General features: G+C 70.6%; 20 protein-coding genes. 4 read left to right on the top strand and 16 right to left on the bottom strand.

Annotated elements, in window-relative coordinates; all coding sequences use genetic code 11:
- The first annotated feature begins 237 nt into the window (after positions 1 to 237).
- The 4 genes from E0500_RS36965 (at position 238) to E0500_RS36950 (ending at position 4621) form a co-directional block, all read left to right on the top strand.
- Positions 238 to 1086: an alpha/beta hydrolase gene (locus tag E0500_RS36965; RefSeq protein ID WP_258573746.1), complete on the top strand. Its 849-nt coding sequence runs from the start codon at positions 238 to 240 to the stop codon at positions 1084 to 1086.
- A gap of 501 nt (positions 1087 to 1587) precedes the next feature.
- Positions 1588 to 2790, top strand: coding sequence for an acyl-CoA dehydrogenase family protein (locus E0500_RS36960; protein ID WP_181587356.1), 1203 nt, complete (start codon positions 1588 to 1590; stop codon positions 2788 to 2790).
- Positions 2787 to 3815, top strand: coding sequence for a phosphotransferase family protein (locus E0500_RS36955; RefSeq protein ID WP_131565189.1), 1029 nt, complete (start codon positions 2787 to 2789; stop codon positions 3813 to 3815). The genes E0500_RS36960 and E0500_RS36955 overlap by 4 nt, the downstream gene beginning before the upstream one ends.
- A gap of 47 nt (positions 3816 to 3862) precedes the next feature.
- Positions 3863 to 4621, top strand: a complete 759-nt coding sequence (locus E0500_RS36950; RefSeq protein WP_131565187.1) for an SDR family NAD(P)-dependent oxidoreductase — start codon at positions 3863 to 3865, stop codon at positions 4619 to 4621.
- A 147-nt stretch (positions 4622 to 4768) separates the two neighbouring features.
- Here E0500_RS36950 and E0500_RS36945 read toward each other — a convergent pair whose 3' ends face one another.
- The 16 genes from E0500_RS36945 to E0500_RS36870 all read right to left on the bottom strand — a co-directional run bounded on the left by E0500_RS36945 (position 4769) and on the right by E0500_RS36870 (position 19201).
- On the bottom strand, positions 4769 to 5806 hold the full coding sequence (locus E0500_RS36945) for an MBL fold metallo-hydrolase (protein WP_131565185.1): 1038 nt from the start codon (positions 5804 to 5806) through the stop codon (positions 4769 to 4771).
- Positions 5803 to 7311: a class I adenylate-forming enzyme family protein gene (locus E0500_RS36940; RefSeq protein WP_131565183.1), complete on the bottom strand. Its 1509-nt coding sequence runs from the start codon at positions 7309 to 7311 to the stop codon at positions 5803 to 5805. Before E0500_RS36940 ends, E0500_RS36945 begins: the two co-directional genes overlap by 4 nt.
- Positions 7312 to 7519: 208 nt before the next feature.
- Entirely contained in the window at positions 7520 to 7840 is a 321-nt protein-coding gene (locus E0500_RS36935; protein WP_131565181.1) for an EthD family reductase, read from the bottom strand.
- An 18-nt stretch (positions 7841 to 7858) separates the two neighbouring features.
- A complete protein-coding gene (locus E0500_RS36930) occupies positions 7859 to 8236 on the bottom strand; it encodes a hypothetical protein (protein ID WP_131565179.1) in 378 nt (125 codons plus the stop codon).
- The gene (locus tag E0500_RS36925) at positions 8233 to 8586 is read right to left on the bottom strand and encodes a nuclear transport factor 2 family protein (RefSeq protein ID WP_309505279.1); all 354 of its coding nucleotides are present in this window, start codon (positions 8584 to 8586) and stop codon (positions 8233 to 8235) included. The genes E0500_RS36930 and E0500_RS36925 overlap by 4 nt, the downstream gene beginning before the upstream one ends.
- 375 nt (positions 8587 to 8961) lie before the next feature.
- A complete protein-coding gene (locus tag E0500_RS36920) occupies positions 8962 to 9585 on the bottom strand; it encodes a TetR/AcrR family transcriptional regulator (protein WP_131565175.1) in 624 nt (207 codons plus the stop codon).
- 94 nt (positions 9586 to 9679) lie between these two features.
- Positions 9680 to 10828: an acetyl-CoA C-acetyltransferase gene (locus E0500_RS36915; protein ID WP_131565173.1), complete on the bottom strand. Its 1149-nt coding sequence runs from the start codon at positions 10826 to 10828 to the stop codon at positions 9680 to 9682.
- 111 nt (positions 10829 to 10939) lie between these two features.
- Positions 10940 to 11734, bottom strand: coding sequence for an enoyl-CoA hydratase/isomerase family protein (locus E0500_RS36910; protein WP_258573744.1), 795 nt, complete (start codon positions 11732 to 11734; stop codon positions 10940 to 10942).
- Positions 11731 to 12516 carry an SDR family NAD(P)-dependent oxidoreductase gene (locus tag E0500_RS36905; protein WP_131565169.1) on the bottom strand — a complete coding sequence of 262 codons (786 nt, stop codon included), beginning with the start codon at positions 12514 to 12516 and terminating at the stop codon, positions 11731 to 11733. The genes E0500_RS36910 and E0500_RS36905 overlap by 4 nt, the downstream gene beginning before the upstream one ends.
- On the bottom strand, positions 12513 to 13289 hold the full coding sequence (locus E0500_RS36900) for an SDR family oxidoreductase (protein WP_131565167.1): 777 nt from the start codon (positions 13287 to 13289) through the stop codon (positions 12513 to 12515). The genes E0500_RS36905 and E0500_RS36900 overlap by 4 nt, the downstream gene beginning before the upstream one ends.
- A complete protein-coding gene (locus E0500_RS36895; RefSeq protein WP_131565165.1) occupies positions 13286 to 14539 on the bottom strand; it encodes an acyl-CoA dehydrogenase family protein in 1254 nt (417 codons plus the stop codon). The genes E0500_RS36900 and E0500_RS36895 overlap by 4 nt, the downstream gene beginning before the upstream one ends.
- Before the next feature lie 92 nt (positions 14540 to 14631).
- A complete protein-coding gene (locus tag E0500_RS36890; protein WP_131565163.1) occupies positions 14632 to 15612 on the bottom strand; it encodes a phosphotransferase family protein in 981 nt (326 codons plus the stop codon).
- A complete protein-coding gene (locus tag E0500_RS36885) occupies positions 15609 to 16823 on the bottom strand; it encodes an acyl-CoA dehydrogenase family protein (protein WP_181587355.1) in 1215 nt (404 codons plus the stop codon). Before E0500_RS36885 ends, E0500_RS36890 begins: the two co-directional genes overlap by 4 nt.
- A gap of 61 nt (positions 16824 to 16884) precedes the next feature.
- Positions 16885 to 18030, bottom strand: a complete 1146-nt coding sequence (locus E0500_RS36880; protein ID WP_131565159.1) for a thiolase family protein — start codon at positions 18028 to 18030, stop codon at positions 16885 to 16887.
- The gene (locus tag E0500_RS36875; RefSeq protein ID WP_399120654.1) at positions 18027 to 18428 is read right to left on the bottom strand and encodes a Zn-ribbon domain-containing OB-fold protein; all 402 of its coding nucleotides are present in this window, start codon (positions 18426 to 18428) and stop codon (positions 18027 to 18029) included. Before E0500_RS36875 ends, E0500_RS36880 begins: the two co-directional genes overlap by 4 nt.
- Entirely contained in the window at positions 18413 to 19201 is a 789-nt protein-coding gene (locus E0500_RS36870) for an enoyl-CoA hydratase/isomerase family protein (protein WP_131565157.1), read from the bottom strand. Before E0500_RS36870 ends, E0500_RS36875 begins: the two co-directional genes overlap by 16 nt.
- Between the last annotated feature and the right edge of the window lie 82 nt (positions 19202 to 19283).

Below are 19283 nucleotides of genomic sequence, written 5' to 3'. Positions count from 1 at the left end.
CACGTGTCGCCAGCGTGTTCGTCGGCTGAACCCCTGACGTGGCCGGACGGGTCGCAATAGAGCGCGTTGGTCACCGTTCGGGCCCAGATGCTTGTGCGGCGGCGTGGGGCTACCGTCGTGTGGAGAGTCAGGGACGCGTTCGTTCGGCCGCAGCGGGCTTCATCTCGGATCCGCGTGCCAGCCTTTCCTTCTCGTCGGAACGCGTCCTCCGGTGAAGCTGGAACAAGGAGGGTTCCGATGGCGCCCACTGCACGGCGGCGGGATCTCCCCATGACTCTGGCGGCAGCCGCGATCGCCGTCACCACCATGGTTGCCGCGGCCCCTCCGGACGGTGCCGCGAACGCCGGGCACAAGGCCGGCAAACAGACGAAACCCACGGTCATCCTCGTGCACGGGGCGTGGGCGGATACGTCGAGTTGGAACGGCGAGGTCAGTATCCTGCGCCGCGCGGGCTACACGGTGCGTGCCATCGGCAACCCGCTGCAGAACCTGACGACCGACGCGCAGACGGTCAAGTACTTCCTCAAGAGCATCAAGGGCCCGATCGTGCTGGTGGGGCACTCCTACGGCGGATCGGTGATCACAAATGCCGCCCAGGGCGTCAGCAACGTCAAGGCGCTCGTCTACGTCGACGCCGCCGCACCGGCGGTCGGGGAGACAACAGCGCAGCTCAGTGGCCCGACGTCCGTTCTGACCAAGGGGTCGCCGTCCGATCTGTACGACGCCGTGCCGTACCCGAACGCACCGTCCAAGGCGTCCGCGCTGTACCTCAAGGAGAACGTGTTCGTCACGAAGTTCGCGAGCAGTGTGGCTCGTGAGCAGGCGGTCAACCTGTGGGCCACGCAGCGTGCCGCAACCACGGTGGCCTTCAACACCCCCTCCAAATACGCGGCGTGGAAGAAAATCCCCTCCTGGTACTTCATCAGCAGCGGGGACCAGATCATCACTCCGGACTCGGAGAAGAAGATGGCGAGCCGTGCGCGGTCCAAGGTGACCATCTACAACGGCGGTTCGCATCTGACACTCGTGTCGGACCCCGCAGCCGTGACGAAGGTGATCCGGTCGGCGATCTCGTCCGTGCAATGAGGCCGCGGCACCACCTTCCGCTCCCCCGGCACCAACCGGCCCGCCATCGATCACGTCGACCTGGTCCACGAGGGCGGCGAGATCTCGGCACTCGTCGGCGAGAACGGCTCCGGCAAAACCACCCCCTTCCACGCACATCGTCATGACTCAACAGGAATACACCCGCTGGCCGCTCACCGCCGAGAGAACATCACCCTCGGCGCACCACGGACCGGCGGCGACGCCACAGTTCACCAAGCCGCCCGCGCCGGCGGAGCCGACCACGCCCTCAACGGACTCCCCGACGGCCTGGCGGCCGTCCGCGTCCAACTCCGCCGTGGCGAGGCGTCAGTTTTCAGGCCCGGTGCCAGGCGGCGTCGGGGATGCGGCCGTCGCGATGAAGCTATCTGTTGATAGCCATGACCTCGGGATCAGCCCTGTTCTTTTCCTGCACACTCTTGACACGACAGACCGCTCACCCTTGTGATGGCTAATACTCAGTAGCCTAGATCGGGGGCGAAGGTGTCCATCGGGTTCGAGATCGATGAAAGGGTCGCCGACATCGCGCGGCGCACCACCGAGTTCGTACGGAACACCGTGCTGCCAGAGGAAGAAGCCTCCGGTGGGAACGTCCACGCCGGGCCGGAGCCACTGCGGCGCCGATTGCAGGAGGCGGCTCGTGCGGCGGGGGTGTTCGCGCCGCACGCCGGCCGCGCATGGGGCGGGCTCGGCCTCGATCTGTGCGGGCAGGCCGTGGTGTTCGAGGCGGCGGGCTACTCACTGCTGGGACCACTGGCGCTCAACTGCGCGGCTCCCGACGAGGGCAACATGCACCTGCTGGAGGCAGTGGCCACCGAGGAGCAGAAGGAGCGGTATCTGCGTCCGCTCGCGGCCGGTGAGACCCGCTCGTGCTTCGCCATGACCGAGCCGGCGCCAGGGGCCGGCTCGGACCCCCGTGCGCTCTCCACCACCGCGACACGGACGGGGCGCGGCTGGCGGATCGACGGCCGCAAGTGGTTCATCAGCGGCGCGGACGGCGCCGCCTTCGCCATCTGCATGGCCCGCACCAGCGGGACCCCCGGGGACCCCGGCGGGGCCACGATGTTCCTCGTCGACGCCGCCAACCCGGGCATGAAGATCACCCGGAACATCGACACCCTGGACCAGGGCCTGTTCGGCGGGCACAGCGAGATCGTCTTCGACGCGTGCGAGGTCGACGACGACGCGGTGCTGGGCGAACCGGACCAGGGCTTCGCCTACGCGCAGGTACGCCTCGGTCCCGCCCGGATGACCCACTGCATGCGCTGGCTGGGTGCGGCCCGCAGGGCCCAGGACATCGCCCTGGAGCGTGCCGCGGACCGGTCGGCCTTCGGCAGGCCGCTGGCCGAACTGGGCATGGTGCAGCAGTTGCTCGCCGACAGTGAGATCGACATCGAGACCGGCCGCGCGGTGCTCTGGCGGGCCTGCTGGGAACTGGACCAGGGCCGCCCGGCCGCCCAGCACACCTCGATCGCCAAGACCTACGTCTCCGAGGCCGTGAACCGGGTCGTCGACCGTGCCGTGCAGGTGTGCGGCGCACTCGGCATCTCGGGGGACGCCCCGCTGTCGCGGCTGTACCGGGAGGTACGCCCGTTCCGGATCTACGACGGCCCGTCGGAGACGCACCGCTGGGCCATCGCCAAGCGCGCGGTACGCGCGGCGCGCGAACGGAGGGCCGCGCGGTGACCGCGTCCGGGTCGGCCCTGGCGGGCATCGACCAGACCGCCTTGCAGCGCTACTTCGAGCGTCACGTGCCCCGGTGCGCGGGCCCGTTGAGGGTGGCGCTGCTGCAGGGCGGGCGTTCGAATCTCACCTACGAGGTGACCGACGGGACACACCGTTGGGTGCTGCGCAGGCCGCCGCTGGGAGTTCTCACTCCGACGGCGCACGACATGGACCGCGAGTACCGTGTGGTCGCCGCCCTCGGCCCCACCGGAGTGCCGGTGGCCCGGGCCGTGCTGTCGTGCACGGACCCGGCGGTGATAGGCGCGCCGTTCTGTGTCGTCGACTTCGTGGAGGGCACGGTGCTGCGCGACGGTGACGAGGCCACCGCACTGCGGCCCGCCGACGCGCGACGGGCCGCCATGGCCCTCGTGGACGCCTTGGTGGTGCTCCACTCGGTCGACGCCGACGGCGTCGGGCTCGGTGACTTCGGCCGTCCCGAGGGATATCTGGAACGCCAGGTGCGCCGGTGGCGCGGCCAGTGGGAGAGGGTCGCCACACGGACGCTGCCCGAACTCGGCGCGCTGCACGACCGGCTGGCCCGTGCGCTGCCGAAGAGCGGCGCCGCGGCGATCGTGCACGGTGACTACCGTCTGGACAACACCATCCTGGCGCCGGGCGGCTTCGGGCGGATCGCCGCGATCGTGGACTGGGAGATGGCCACCCTCGGTGACCCGCTCGCCGACCTCGGGATGCTCCTCATGTACTGGGAACCGGTGTGCGAACCGGTGCTGGGGTCGGGTCACGTCCCGACGTCCAACCCCGGTTTCCCCTCGGGCCGCGAGCTGGCCGAGCGGTACGCGGAGCGATCCGGCCGGGACATCGGGACCCTGACCTTCTACCAGGCGCTGGCTTGCTTCAAGCTGGCCGTGATCGCCGAAGGCATCCACGCCCGTCATCTCGCGGGGCGGACCGTCGGAACCGGCTTCGAGCGGGTCGGGTCCGCGGTGCCTGCGCTACTGCGCTCGGGGCTGGAGCTGGTGCCGTGAACTGCGACGAGCCGGGTGGAACCGACGAGCTGAGTGAAGGGGAACCCGTGGGTGACCGACTGTCAGGACAGATCGCTCTGATCACAGGCGCGACCGGCGGCATCGGAGACGCCGTCTCGCGTCGGCTGTCCGCCGAGGGCGCGACGGTGGTGGTGACCGACCTGGACGCCGACCGCTGCGAGGCGCTGGCGAAGGAACTGACGGAGGCCGGAGCGAGCGCCCTCGGTCTCGCGCTGGACGTCGCCGACGAGCAGGCGTGGCATGCCGTGGTCGAGCGCGTGACCGCGGAGTTCGGTGGCCTGACCGTGCTCGTCAACAACGCGGGCATCGCCCGGCTGCGGGACGTGGAGACGGAGACCAAGGAGACCTGGGACACGGTCATCGCGGTGACCCAGACCGGTGTCTGGCTCGGCATGAAGCACTCGGGGCCCGCGATCGAGCGCTCCGGTGGCGGCTCGATCGTCAACGTCGCTTCCATCTTCGGTACGGTCGGCGGCTTCGGCAGCCAGTTCTCGTACCACGCCGCGAAGGGCGCGGTGCGGCTGATGACGAAGAACGCGGCACTGCACTGGGCCACGCGCGGTGTACGGGTCAACTCGGTTCACCCCGGCTTCATCGAGACGCCGCGGTCACGCGAACTGTGGCAGGGCACGCCCCGCCACACGGCGATGGTGGAGGGCACGCCCATGGGGCGGCTGGGCCGACCCGACGAGGTCGCCGGGGCGGTGGCTTTTCTCGCCTCCCCCGACGCGACCTTCGTCACCGGCTCCGAGCTGTATGTGGACGGGGGCTGGACGGCACGCTGAGCCGGACGAGAAGGGGCGGGGCGGGAGCACATGCCGCTCCCGCCCCCACGTGTGGAAAGCCCCATGTGGAAAGCCCTGTGCGGAAGACCCCGCAAGAGGTCCTGTGCGGAAGGTCCCGGTCTCTGTTCGTCGCGGTGTCAGGCGCTGTCACCGTACACGCGTGTACTGGTCCACCCCGTTCACGGACGCCGTGGTGACCTGCCCGCGCAGCACGAGGACGTCCAGATGCGCCGCTGTCTCGTTGATCGCGAGCATCTGGTTGAAGGCGCTGAGCTCGCCGAACGGCACGTTTCGGCGGGTCCAGCCCAGTTGGCGTGCCACGGTGTGGGCGTCGGCTGTGCCCTCGCCCAGTGCCGACAGGCTCTTGGCCAGCCGGTCGTCATGGTGGGCGAGCAATTCGGCGACCCGGGTGTGGGCGCTGTCGGCGACCGGCCCGTGCGCCGGGAGCAGCCTGGCGTCGGCGTACCGGGTCATGAGCCGCAGCGAGTCCAGGTAGTCCGCGAGCGGACGGCCGCCGGGCTCGGCGAGCTCGAAGCCGATGGACGGGGTGATGTGCGGCAGAACGTGGTCACCGGAGAACAGCAGTCCTCGCTGCTCGTCCAGAAAGACCACATGCCCCTTGGTGTGTCCCGGGGTCGGGACGACCTTGAGCTCACGGCTGCCGAAGCTCAGGGTTTCGGCGCGGAGCCAGCGGTCGGGTGCCTCCCAGACTCTCGGGTCGTAGCCGCCGTGGTCCATCCGCCGGATGCGCTCGGCGAGTTCTGCCGCGCCGGCTCTGCGCAGCGTGTCCAGTGAGCCGGCGGGTTCGTCGCTGCGCAACCGGCCGAGCATCTCCAGGCCCGGACGTTCGCCGGCGCCGAGATAGACGCGGGAGCCCAGCAGACGACGGAGTTCGACGGCGTTGGTGTAGTGGTCGCGGTGGATGTGGGTGATCAGGATGTGGCTGATGTCGCCGAGGTCGTGGCCGATGGCCGCGAGTGCCTCCTCGAGCGCCTTGCGCGCCTCGGGTATCGCCCATCCTCCGTCGATCATGACGAGGCCGTCCTCCGCCAGGTTCTCCAGCAGATAGACATTGACGGCGTGCAGACCGTCGTTGGGCAGCGGCAACGGGACGCGGTGCACCCCGGACTGTACGGTCCGGACTCCGGGCTCGGCCCATGGACCCTGGTCGAACCGCTGTGTCATCGTCCTCCCCCTGCCGCCGTACGCAACCGGCGAGCAAGTTCGCGGGCCGTACCCCGGTCGAGCTTGCCGACCTTGGTCTGCGGCAACTCCTCCACCCCGTAGACGAATTCCGGCCACTTGGTCTTGGACAGCCCGGTACTTTCCAGATGGCCCGTGATCTCGGCGAGGTCGATGTCGCCGCCGTCCTCCGTGACGACGAGCAGCGCCACGCGTTCGCCGAGCACCTCGTCGGGGACCGCGACGACACAGGCCCTGGCCAGGCGCGGGTAGCGGGCGACGGCGCGTTCTATCTCGGTGATGTCGATGTTGCGGCCACCGCGGATGATGACGTCCTTCTCCCGGCCCATCACGGTGACGGTGCCGTCCTCATGGGTCATCAGCAGATCGCCGGTGGCGAAGTAGCCGTCCTCGGTCAGCGCCGGCGGATCGACCCGCCCGTCACGGGCGTAACCGAGGAAGAGGGACGGTCCGCGTACCTGCGCCGGGCCGGACACACCGGTTCCGGCGGCTCGGCCTTCGGGGGTGACCGCGCGCAGGTCCGTACCGGGAAAGGGCCGGCCGTCCCTGCCGAGCCGGATCTCCTCGGGGTCCTCGGGGCTCGGCGACGTGTGGCCGAGGCACTCGGACATGCCGAAGACGCGGAGGATCTTCGTTCCCAGGGAACGTTCGGCGCGGGCCAGGGCCCCGCGGTCCATGGGACCGCCGCCGACGGTGATCGAGGCGACCGAGCCCAGGACCCCGGAGCCGGCCGCTTCGCTGCCCATCTGCAGCGCCATCGTGGGGACGCACATCGTCCAGCGGACGCCGGTGTCGGCCATCCGCCGCAGGGCGACGGCACGATCCCACTTCGCCGTCAGCACCAGGGGGCCGCGCAGGAGCAGGGACAGGTAGACGCCGAAGCAGTACGCGGCCGTCGACGACAGCGGAACGATCGCGGCGACCGCGTCGCCGGGCGCCAGCCCGTTGACCGTGATGGTGCTCGTGGCGGCGTAGCGCAGTGCCTGCTCGGACTGTACGACGCCCTTGGGCCGACCGGTCGAACCCGAGGTGAGGCCGATCAGGACACCGCCCGACCAGCGCGACGTATCACGCCGCCGGGCTGCGGTGAGGCAGCTGAAGCCGCCGAGTACCGTGGCCGCCTGGCCCGGCAGCAGCCCGGGCACCGACCAGTCGTCCATCGCGGAGGGCTCGGCGACGACGGCGTCCGGCCGGATGTCCTCCCACGCCGCCGTGAACTCGGCTTGCGTGGTGTGCCGGTTGACCACCGCCAGGACCCCGCCGGTCAGACCCACGGCGAGGGTGGCGGCGACGGTGCGCCATGAGTTGTCCGCCTGGACCATGACGGTACAGCCCGCTCCGTCGGCCGCGCCGGCGGACAGCGTCTCGGCCAGCCGGCCCGCCTCGGTGAGCAGTTCCCGCGCCGTATGGGGTCCGGTGTCGTCGATGACGGCAACGAAGTCGGCGTCGTCCGCCTTCTGCTGGAACTCCCGCACTACCTGTCGCATCCCGTCCCTCGCTGTGCTGTGCCGAACTCCGTCTGCCGAACGCTGTCGTGCTTTTCGTGCCCGGTCATGCCTTCCGTGGCCGGTCGTGCTTTTCGTGGCCGGTCATGCCTTCCGTGGCCGGTCGTGCTCGCTGCGCCGGGGCGCGGTGCGCCTCGTCCGTCCTTCGCCGCCGGACCCCCGTTCGGCTCCGACGGCCCCGCCCCCGGCCTCAGGCTGCGAACATCTCCGCCTCACGGCCCATGACCGCGATGCGGCGGCCCCTCATGTCGCCGACCTGGGCGACAGCGTCCGCCCACTCGGGGCTCGCGAGGGCCTTCCTCAGGTCCTCCGGGGAGTCGAAGCTGAGCACGGAGATTCCGTCCCAGCCTTCCGAGCGCCGTTCCAGAGCGGCGTCGATCTCGGTGTGCCGCCAGGCACGCAGTCCCGGCAGGCGGCGGGTCAGCTCCGCGTGATCGTCGCGCCACCAGTCGATGAACCGCTCGTGCGTCCATTCCGGGGGCCGGGCGGCGAGCAGGACGAGGTTGTACATGGCTGCCTTCCGTGGGGGTCAGTCGAAGCGGACCTGTGACGAGCGACCGATGAGCAGACGCTGGAGCCGTCCTTCGTCGTTCACCCGCCCCGCTGCGACGAAGCTGGCCTCGGGGACACCTGAGCGACGGACCTCCCCGAGGAAGAGTTCGTCCTTGCCGAGGGTGGTCGCCGACAACAGATGGTGGGTGCGGGTGCCCTTCTCGCGCTGTTCGAGGTAGCCGACCAGGGCGGCGCGGTCCCCGGCGAAGTCGGTGGCGTTGCCGTCGCCGGCGGAGAAGAGGATGGAGAGCGAGAAGTCGTCGCTGATCAGATCGAGGATCCTGGACGGCTCGTCGCCGTCGAGGATCTCGAACCACGCGGTGAGGAAGGGCGCCGCGGTGGGGGTGTCGGTCACGTCCGGCTCCTGTCGGTGTTCCGGTCGGTGTTCCGGTCGACCAGTTCGAAGTCCGTGGTGAAGAAGGACTGGTACCGCGCCAGGAGCCCGCTCGGCGCGGTCACCGCGGCCGAGAGGAAGGATCCGGTGTACCGCCCGTCCTCCGTCACGATCCCGTACACGGTTTCGAGATCACCGTCACGGCTGTGCCGCAGGATCTTGTGAGCCCGCCGCACCGGGTTGCGCCGGGCGATGTACGCGGCGAAGTCGTCCCTCGATTTCCCCGTGACCTCCTTGCCCGGCAGAGCCAGCAGGAAGCGGAAGCCGGGTTCGAGCAGATCCACTGTCCGCTCCGGATGTGGACTGTCCATGCTGGCAAAATATGCGAGCAACGTCATGATTGAGCCCTTTCGGACGACGGCCGCTCAACGCGCCTCGGAGCCGCACGCCTCGAACCGATGCGTCTCGAACCGATGCGTCTCGGACCAGCGCGTCCCGGATCAATGCGGCCCGGATCAACGCGCCTCAGATCAACCTGAGCCAAGTTCAATTCAGTTTGGATGGTAATCCGGGTGAAACACGCCTGGCAATATCCCTTCACCGACCGATCGCGCCGATCACGCACCGGCAGCATGTGCCGGACCACGGGCAAAGAGAAGCCCCCCGACGGCAAACCGTCAGGGGGCCGGGACACGCGCCGCCGGAGGCCCGGAGGCGCGGCGGACACAGGGGCCGCCGCCGGTGCGTCACATGGCGACCATCCGCACACAGGCGCCCTCGATCAGCTCGCTGATCTCCGACAGCGGTGTCGGCCCCGAGGGGCGGTACCACCGCCAGACGCTGACGATGAGACCGAGCACGCCCGCGCCGAGCAACTGCGCGTCCCGCAGCGGGAAAGCACCCTGGGACATGCCGCGCACCAGGAGGTGCGTCCAGTCCCGTTCGACCAGCTGGACGAGGCGGCGGGCCGCCACCCGCTCGGCCTCCTCGCGCTTGGACTTCCGGGGGCCGGCGAGCAGGTCCATGTGGCTCTGCAGAATGCGCATCTGCAGCACCTCGTGGTCGGAGACGTCGTAGGCCCCCCGGACCGCCGCGCGCAGCGCCTCCACCGGGTCCGCGACGCTCTCGGTCGCCTCCGTGAACTTGTCGTGGGAGCGCTGGAGTTCCAGCCTCATGATGGTGAGCAGGCAGTGCGTCTTGGACTCGAAGTAGTGGTACAGCGCGGTCTGGCCGATACCGACCCGCTCCGCCACGGTGGACCACTTGGTGGCTTCGAAACCTGTCTCACCGAAGCAGTCGACGGCGGCCGTGAGGATGGCCGCGCGCTTGGACCTCGGTCCCGCTTCGGGTTCAACGATCCTTGTCGCCATGAGCTGGTCTCCCGGCTGTCACCTGTCCTGTTCCGTACCGGAGAGTAGACCCAAGCTGAACTCGGTTGCCAATCGGCTCGGCCGGGCGGCCCGGTCACACACGCTCGACCACGGTCGCGTTGGCCATTCCGCCGCCCTCGCACATCGTCTGCAGGCCGTAACGCCCTCCGGTCCTGCTCAGCTGGTGCACGAGCGTGGTCATGAGCCGGGCGCCCGTGGCGCCGAGCGGATGCCCCAGGGCGATGGCGCCTCCGAAGGCGTTCACCCGCTCCGGGTCGGCACCGGTCTCCTTCTGCCAGGCGAGGACGACGGAGGCGAAGGCCTCGTTGATCTCGACCAGGTCGATGTCGTCGATCGCCAGCCCGGCCCTGTCCAGCACTTTCTCCGTGGCGGGGATCGGACCGGTCAGCATGTGGATCGGGTCGGAGCCGACCACGGCCATGGTGTGCACGCGGGCCAGCGGGACCAGACCGTGGCGGCGTACCGCCTCGGCGGAGGCGACCAGCAGGGCGGCGGCACCGTCGGAAATCTGGCTGGAAACGGCAGCGGTCAGCCGACCGTCCTCCGTCAGGGTTTTCAGGTCCGCCATCTTCTCCAGGGTGGTGTCGGCGCGCGGGCCCTCGTCCGCGGTGAGTCCGAAGGACGGGACGATCTCGTCGTCGAAGACGCCCCCGGCCGCGGCTGCGAGGGCACGCTGATGACTGGTGAGGGCGAACCTCTCCATGTCCGCGCGGGAGACGCCCCACTTCTCTGCGATCAGCTCGGCTCCCCGGAACTGCGAGACCTCCTGGTCGCCGAAGTGCTCGCGCCAGCCGTCACCCGCGTAGGGGGAACCCATGCCCGCCTGTTCGCCGACGGTCATCGGACTGGCGATGGGCACCAGGCTCATGACCTCCACACCACCGGCCACCACCAGGTCGGCGGCACCCGATCCGACGGCTTGGGCGGCGAAATGGACGGCCTGCTGGGAGGAGCCGCACTGGCGGTCGATGGTGGTGCCGGGGACGTGCTGCGGCAGCCCCGCCGACAGCCACGCCGTGCGGGCGATGTTCCCGGTCTGTGCGCCGATCTGGCTGACGCAGCCGAAGTACACGTCGTCGACCGCGCCCGGGTCGACGCCGGTCCGCTCCAGCAGCGCGCGCAGCACATGCGCGCCCAGGTCGGCCGGGTGCACGCCGCTGAGCGCGCCTTTACGCCGGCCGACGGGGGTGCGGAGGGCTCCGACGATGAATGCTTCCGACACGGTGGGCTCCATGAGTTCGGGGGAGGGGGCGGAACTGAGGCGTACGGGCCGGTGGGCCGGGCCTGCGGGTCACCCCCGCGTCGTACGGGTCAGGGCCGGGTCAGGGACTGGTCACGGACTGGGCGGCAGGGGCAGGAATTCGGGCCTCCGTTTGGCGAGGAAGGCGGCGACGCCTTCGCGGCCCGTGTCGGAGACCGCCGCGGCGGCGAGGGCGCGGGCCTCCTGGTCCAGATGCGGACCCAGATCGACGGTGAGCCCGGAGGCTACGAGCCTGCGCGTGGCGCCGAACGCGGCGGTGGGTCCCCGGCGCAGGGCCTCGGCCGTGCGCGCGGCCTCCTCGGCCAGTCGCCCGGCGGCGACGACCCGGCTCACCAGTCCGATGGCCGCCGCCTCCGCCGCCGGTACCCGGCGGTTGGTCAGCAGCAGGTCCAGGGCCCTCTTGGGGCCGACGAGACGAGGCAGGAACCAGCTCACTCCGGCGTCCGGCGAGTAGCCGATGCCGGTGTACGCGGCGGTGAACGACGCGTCGTCGGCAGCGAGCGTCACATCGGCCGCCGCGGCCAGGCCGATGCCCGCCCCGGCCACCGCGCCCTGCACGGCGGCCACCATGGGTGCGTCGATGGCGGCGAACGTGCGCAGGGCCTCGTGCAGCGCGTCGGTGACCGCGAGGAGGTGTTGCTGCAGAGCCTCACCCGAGAGCGTGGAGAACTCCCGCAGGTCGCCTCCCACGCAGAACGACCGTCCCTCACCGGTCAGCATGACGGCCCGCACGTCCTGCCGCTCACACTCCCGTGCCGCGTCCAGCAGCGCACGCGCCGTCTCCAGGTCGATGGCGTTGCCCGCCGCGCCCCGGCACAGGGAGACATGGGCCAGGCCGTCGTCGCGGATCTCGGTGCGGACACTCATCGCGCGGTCCATCCGCCGTCGACGGTCAGCACCTGTCCGGTGCAGTACGAGGAGGCGTCCGAGGCCAGGAAGAGCAGCGCGCCGTCGAGTTCGTGGTCATGGCCGCCGCGGCACAGCAGCGTGTTGCGCTCGACCCAGCGGCTGGAGCGGCCGTCGGCGAAGAGGTCCGCGGTCATCTCCGTGCGGAACCACCCTGGAGCCAGGGCGTTGACGCGTGTTCCGCCGCGGCCCCACTGTCCGGCCAGCTCACGGGTCAGACCGATCAGACCCGCCTTGGACGCCGAGTAACTCGCCCCGCCGAGGGGCGCGGCGGTGACCAGGCCGAGGATGGACGAGACGTTGATGATGCTCCTGCCCGCGGGCGGCGGGCAGGCGGGGGCCGGGGCCTCGACGGTGAGCCGGGCCAGATGGAACGGCGCGGTGAGGTTCACCCCGAGAACGCCGGCGAAGGAATCCGGGGACTCGTGCTCGGCGAGCGTCTCGCCGGAAGTGGCCGCGTTGTTGACCAGGACGTCGATACGGCCGGTGGCGCTCAGCGCCGTGTCCACGAGTCTCACGCGGTCGGCCTCCAGGGAGACGTCGCAGGCGACGGGGTGGATGCGCGCGTCGGAGTCGGCGAGTTCCTTCAGGCGGACGGTGCGGCGGGCGGCGGCGAACACGGTGGCGCCGGCGCCGGCGAGGACGGCGGCGAAGCGCGCGCCGAGCCCCGCCGAGGCGCCGGTGACGATCGCCGTCCTGCCGTGCAGCGAGAACAGTTCGGAGGCGGGTCGCGGGGCGCTCATTCGTCCACCCCGATCGGCAGGGCGGTCGCGCCGCCGTCGAGCACCAGCGTCTGTCCGGTCATCCATGAGGAGGCGTCGGAGGCCAGGAACAGCGCCGCGTTCGCCACGTCCTCCACCGTGCCGAGGCGCCGCAGCGGCAGCCTGGCGGTGAGGACGGTTTCGCGTACCTCCCACACCGCCCGTGCCAGCTCCGTCTTGATCAGCCCGGGGGCGATGGCGTTGACACGGACCCGAGGCCCGAGTTCGTAGGCGAGCTGCCGTGTCATGTGCAGCATGGCGGCCTTGGTGGCGTTGTAGTAGCCGATGTGCGGGTCGACGATCAGGCCGCCGACGGAGGCGATGTTGACCACCGTTCCGCCGTGCTGGGCCATCCATGCCTGCCAGACGCAGCGGGTCCAGGCGACCATGCCGTACTGGTTGACGCGGACGGTCTTCTCCGCGCGGGGCAGGTCCAGATCGAGCAGGTCGCCGTGGTAGGGGTTGGTCGCCGCGTTGTTGACGAGGATGTCGACACGGCCGAACCGGGTCATGGTCCCGTCGACGCAGGCCTGGGCCTGTTCGGGTTCGCCGGCGTTGGCGACGACCGTGTGGATGTCGCCGTCGCCCTTGACGCGCGACAGTTCCTCGCGCGCCTCGTCGAGTCCCGCCGCCTTCCGGGCGGCGATCACCACATGGGCGCCCGCGGCCCGGTAGGCGGTGGCGATGCCGAGGCCGATGCCGCGGGATCCGCCGGTGATGACGGCGACCCGGCCCGCCAGGGTGTCGGTGCTCATGCTTCCCCTGCCTTCATGTCGGTCTTTTCGCCCTTTTCGCTCCCGGACTTCCGGTACTTGGCGAGTTCCTGGCGGGCCACCGTCCGCAGATGGACCTCGTCGGGGCCGTCGGCGATGCGCAGCGCCCGCGTGATGGCGTACAGCCGGGCCAGTACGGTGTCGTCGCTGACGCCTGCCGCACCGTGTGCCTGGACGGCGCGGTCGACCACCTTGTGGGCGACCTCCAGCGCGGCCACCTTGATCGCGGCGACCTCCATGCGGGCGGCGACGTTGCCGACGGTGTCCATCAGCCAGGCCGACTTCAGGACGAGGAGGCGCACCTGCTCGATCTCGATGCGGCTGCGGGCGACCCATTCGCGCACCACTCCCCGGTCGGCGAGCGGCCCGCCGAAGGCCATGCGTTCGGTGACGCGTTCGCACATCAGCTGAAGGGCGCGTTCCGCGAAGCCGACGGCGCGCATCGCGTAGTGCATACGGCCGGGGCCGAGCCGCCCCTGGGCGAGCGCGAAGCCCTGCCCCTCCCCGCCGAGGATGTTCTCCGCCGGTACGCGGACGTTGTCGAAGAGCACGTCGCCGTGCCCGAGCCGGTCGGTGTAGCCGAACATGGGAAGGTCCCGCAGGACCCGCACGCCCGGGGTGTCACGCGGGATGAGCACCATGCTCTGCTGCCGGTAGGCCGGCGCCTCCGGGTCCGTCTTGCCCATCAGGATGATCAGTTCGCAGTCGGGGTCGAGGATCCCGGAGGTGTACCACTTGCGGCCGTTGACGACGTAGCTGTCGCCGTCGCGGGTGATGCGCGTGCGGATGTTGCGTGCGTCGGAACTGGCGACCTCGGGCTCGGTCATGGCGAAACAGGAGCGGATCTCGGCGTCCAGGAGGGGCCGCAGCCAGCGCTCCTGCTGCTCGCGGGTGCCGTAGAGCGCCAGCAGTTCCATGTTCCCGGTGTCGGGCGCGGAGCAGTTGAACACCTCGGGGCCGATGACGGAGCGGCCCGCCAGCTCGGCGAGCGGCGCGTACTCGAGGTTGGTCAGTCCCGCGCCCCAGTCGCCGTGTGCCATGAAGAGGTTCCACAGGCCTTCGGCGCGCGCCTTCTCCTTCAGCTCGGCCATCACCGGGGGCAGGGCGTGCGGGTCGTCGGCCTCGGCCAGCTGCCGGTCGTACACGGCTTCCGCCGGGAGGACGTGCTGCTCCATGAACGCCCGCATGCGGTCGGCGAGTTCTCCCGCCCGCGGCGAGTATGCGAAATCCACGGTTGCTCCTGTCTTCACGTGCGGATCGGGTGGTGTCCCCGTGCCGTGGCCATGCCGTGGCAAGTGGGCCGAGTGCCACGGCCCCGGGCCGGTCAGGGCCCGCCGAGGATGTCGCGGGCCGTGCGGATCATCGCGGCGATGGTGGGGGGCAGCCGCTCCTGGTGCGGGTCGTGGTGCTTGCCCTCGCGGTGCCGGCGCAGGTTGTGGCCCATGATCGCGGCCATCTTCATGCGGCCCAGCGCCCTGAACCAGTCCATGGCGGGCAGCGCCGGTCGCCCGTCGAGGTAGGCGTCCAGCAGTTCGGCCTCAGTGGGCAGGCCGGGCACGGGGTGTCCCAGCCGGGGGAAGTTGCGGTGGTCGGCGAAGAGCAGGAACCAGCCGAGGTCGATCCGCGGGTCGCCGACGCTCCAGATCTCCCAGTCGACGACGGCCGCGGCACGCTCGCCGACGCACAGCACATTGCCGAGCCGGAAGTCACCATGCAGCAGGACCGACGCCATGCCGCCCGGTACGTCGTCGGCCAGCCGTCGCAGCAACTCCTCACCGCCCGGCCGCAGTTCCTCGGGCACGGCGTGCATCGTGCGGCTCCATCGCGCCAGCTCACCCGTCGCGTCCAGCGGTTCGGGCGGGTCCAGCCCGGGGCTGTGGACATCGGTCGCGTGCAGCCGCCGCAGTACGCGCGCGATCTCCAGCATCCGCGTACGCGCCGTCGCGGCCGGCACCTCCTGATCGTCGAGTACGGGTTCGACGGCCTCACCCTCGGCGAAGTCCATGGCGAACCAGGCCGGCTGGGTCCTGTCGACGCATGCCACGCCCGGTACCGGTACGTCCGATCCGGCGAGTGCCGTCAGTACCCGCGCCTGGCGCAGCACGTCGTTGCGGCCCACGGGCCGCTGTCCCTCGGGGACCGCCTTCACGACGTACCGGGAGTCACCGGCGGTCACCGAGTACGTCAGACCCGAGTGGCCGCCCGGCAGGGTCCGCAGCTCCCCTATGGACGCTCCCGGATGGCGCTGGGCGAGACGGTCCCGGACCCGTACGGCCAGGTCCGGTACCCGGGTCGCCGTGTTCATCGGACGGGCTCCTTCGGCAGGCCGAGGACGCGCTCGGCGAGGATGTTGTGCTGGATCTCGTCGGTACCGCCCGCGATGCTGTAGCCAGGTGCGCCGAGCAGGTGCTCGGTCCAGGCGTACGTGCCCCACTCCCCCGTGTCCGCGACGAGGCACGGCCCCAGCAGTTCGGACACCAGATCGCTGGTGCGGCGCATGGTCCCGGTGGCGTAGAGCTTGCCGACCGAGGCTTCAGCGCCGGGCTCCCGGCCGGCGACGAGGGCCGCCGTCACCCTCAGCCCGATGAGGCGCTGGACGAGGGTGCGGATGTGCAGATCGGCGGCCCGCTGCCGTTCGCTGCCGGTGAGGGGGCGGTCCAGGTGCCGGGCGAGTTCCAGCGCCCGGTCGGCGTTGTCCAGGCCGAGGCTCCCGGAGTCGAGCCGCTCGGCGGCGAGCACGCTGAGGGTGACCCGCCAGCCCTCCCCCACCGGTCCGAGCCGGTCGGTGTCGGGCACCACCACGCCGTCGAGGTAGACCTCGTTGAAGCTGGACCCTCCGGTCATCTGACGGATCGGCCGCACGGTCACGCCCGGCGCGTCCATGCGGACGAGGAAGACGGTGATGCCCGCGTGCTTGCGCACGTCAGGGTCGGTGCGGCAGACGGCGACGCCCCAGGTCGCGACCCGGGCGCCGGAGGTCCACACCTTGTGACCGCTCAGCACCCAGGTGTCGCCCTCGCGTACGGCTTTCGTCCGCACGGCGGCCAGGTCGGAACCGGCCTCGGTCTCGGAGAAGAGCTGGCAGGCCAGTTCGTCCGCGCGCAGCATGGGCCGCAGCCAGCGCCGCTTCTGCTCCTCGGTGCCCCAGATGCCGATCGCCGGGGCGACGAGCTGCTGCGTCACAGGGAAGATCTCGGTGCGCTGGGGGACGTCGAAGGCCGCCTCCTCCGAGCGGTAGAGCTGCTCGTAGTGCGCGGGCAGGCCGCGCCCTCCGTACTCGGCGGGCCAGGTGAGCGCACCCCACCCCTGGTCGTAGCGGGTCCGTTCCCATTCCTGGGTCCCGGCGGTGTGCTCGCGCTCCTGCCGTTCGCTCCAGTTCTCGAACACGGCGACGGAGTCGGAGCCGCTGCCCCACTCCCCGTCGGCGGCCCGCGGCCGGGCGACCGTGGCGAGCCACTGCCGGGCCTCGGCGCGGAAGTCCTCCGTTTCCGGTGTGCCGCTCAACTCTTCCTCCATCTCAGCTCGGCAGGACGTTCGACGGACGTTTCGCGGGTCGTTCAGAAGGTTCGCGGGTCGTTCAGAGGGAGAGCACCGTGCAGGCGCTGACGCCCGGGGCGCCGTACACGTGGGTGAAGCCGACCCTGGGCCCGCCCGGGACCTGACGGTCGCCGGCCCGGCCGCGCAGTTGCTGGACGACCTCGTAGACCTGACGCAGCCCCGAGGCGCCGATGGGCTCGCCGTTGGCGATGCAGCCGCCGTCGGTGTTGACCGGCAGTACGCCTCCGATCCCGGTGGCACCGGTGGCGATCAGCTTCTCCTGTTCGCCGTCCTCGCAGAATCCGCATTCGGCCATGTGCATGACCTCGGCGCCGCTCTCGGTGTCCTGGAGCTGGCAGACGTCGACGTCACCGGGGCCGATCCCCGCCTCCTCGAAGGCCGCGGCCGAGGCGTCACTGCTGACACTGGTCAGCTCGCCGGCGGGTATCCACGGGCTGAACACCTCGAACGAACCGAACCGCCGGCTGCGCACCACCGCCGACCGCAGGGCGATCGGCCGGGCGTCCAGACGGCGAGCGGCCTCGGGCGAGCAGAGGACGAGCGCGGCGGCGCCCGCTCCGGGCGAGCAGAACATGAAGCGGGTCAGCGGGTCACTGACCATGCCGGAGTCGAGGATGTCCTCGGCGGTGACCGGCTCACGCCGCCACGCCTCGGGGGTCAGGGCCCCGTTGCGGTACGCCTTCTCGGCGACCATCGCGAGGGTGCGCGGGGTGATCCCGTGGTCATGCATATAGCGCTGGATCTTCATGCCGAAGAACTGGGTGGTCACCATGAGGCCGTCGCTGCCGTACTCCGCTGCCAGCCCCCAGTCCTCGGGCCTGGGGTCGAAGGCGCCCCGTGGGTGCTTGTCGAATCCGACGGCGAGGACGACATCCGCCATGCCGGAGCGGATGGCGTTCACCGCGGAGACCAGAGCGCTGCCCCCGGTGGCGCAGCCGTTCTTGACGTTGACGAACGGCAGCCCCGTCAGGCCGAGTCGGGCCACCAGGGTGTCGGCAAGCCCGGCACTGTCACTGCCGCCGAACGCGGCCCGGACGCGTGACCACTCGATCCCCGCGTCCGCCAACGCGGCGTTCACCGCGGCGACGGCCAGCTGTCGGCCGCTCGCCTCCGTCCGGCCGAACGGGGTGCGCCCGGCACCGCAGATCAGCACCTCGGTGCTCATGAGCCCTCCTCACCCGGGTCCAGGGCCCTGGCCCGGGGCACCCCGCGGCCCCCGGTCACCGTGAGGGGCATGCCGATACGGATGTCGTCCAGGTCGTCGACCTCCAGCACGGCAGCCACCCGCACGCCTTCGGCCAGCTCGACGTAGCCGAGCGCGAACGGCGCGAAGCCGCCGGCCGGCGCCCGGTAGGGCGGCGACTTGGGGGCGTACCGCTGTACCGTCCAGGTCCACAGCGTGCCCCTGCCGCTCAGGCCTGCCGGCTCGGCCGGGCCGCCGCAGCGCGGGCACGCCTCGTCCGCGGGGTACACCGTCACCGAGCAGCCGGAGCAGCGCGAGCCTTCCAGGCCCCCGCTCGGGCTCCGCCGGTCCGTGACCATCCGGATCAGCGCCCCCGCCACTTGGGCTCACGCTTCTCCAGGAACGCCGACACGCCTTCGTTGGCGTCCTCGGAGTTGAGGGCCACACCGACGGCGAGATGCTCCATCACCATCAGGGACTGGGTGTCCGCGTCCAGGCTGCGGTCGATCGTCATCTTCGTGAGCCACATCGTGAAGGGGCTCTTGTCGACGAGGTCGCCGATGAAGTCCTGGACGGTCTCGTCCAGCTTGTCGGCCGGGGCGGACTTGTTGATCAGACCGAATTCGGCGGCCTCGACGCCGGAGAGCAGCTTGCCGGTGAGCATCAGCTCCTTCGTCTTGCGGATGCCGATCATGCGCGGCACCCGGTAGATCGGGCCGGCCCCGCCGAACAGCGCGCGGCGGATGTGGAAGTCGCCGATCCTGGCGTCGTCCGCGGCGATGGCGAAGTCGCACGAGATCATGATCTCGAAGCCGCCGGCGGTGACGTGTCCCTCCAGGACCGCGACCGAGGGGGTCTTCATCGAGTAGAGGCGGTCGCACACCTTGGCCGACTTCACCGCCACGTCGATGGCGTTGGACTTGCCGACGTAGTCCGCCTTCAGGCTGTCGAGGTCGAAGCCCGAGCAGAACGTGCCGCCACGGCCGCGGACCACCAGGACCCGCAGCTCGGGGTCCTCGTCGACCTCCGTGATGATCTCGTCGAGTCGGTCCAGGATCGGGACGGTGACGCAGTTCTTCTTCCAGGGACGGTTGAGCCAGACCCGGGCGACGTGACCATCGCGTTCGAACTGGATCTCGTCTTCCACTGCCATCTCCGGCCTCCCGACTCTGGACCTGAACTGAATTCACTACGAGTCTGAGTCGCCCTTGATCCACTGTCAACCCCTTGCGGCA

This window comes from Streptomyces sp. KM273126 (assembly GCF_004337435.2).
In the GTDB taxonomy this organism is placed as follows: Bacteria; Actinomycetota; Actinomycetes; order Streptomycetales; family Streptomycetaceae; genus Streptomyces; species Streptomyces acidicola.
This window is presented reverse-complemented; position numbering and strand designations above follow the sequence as displayed.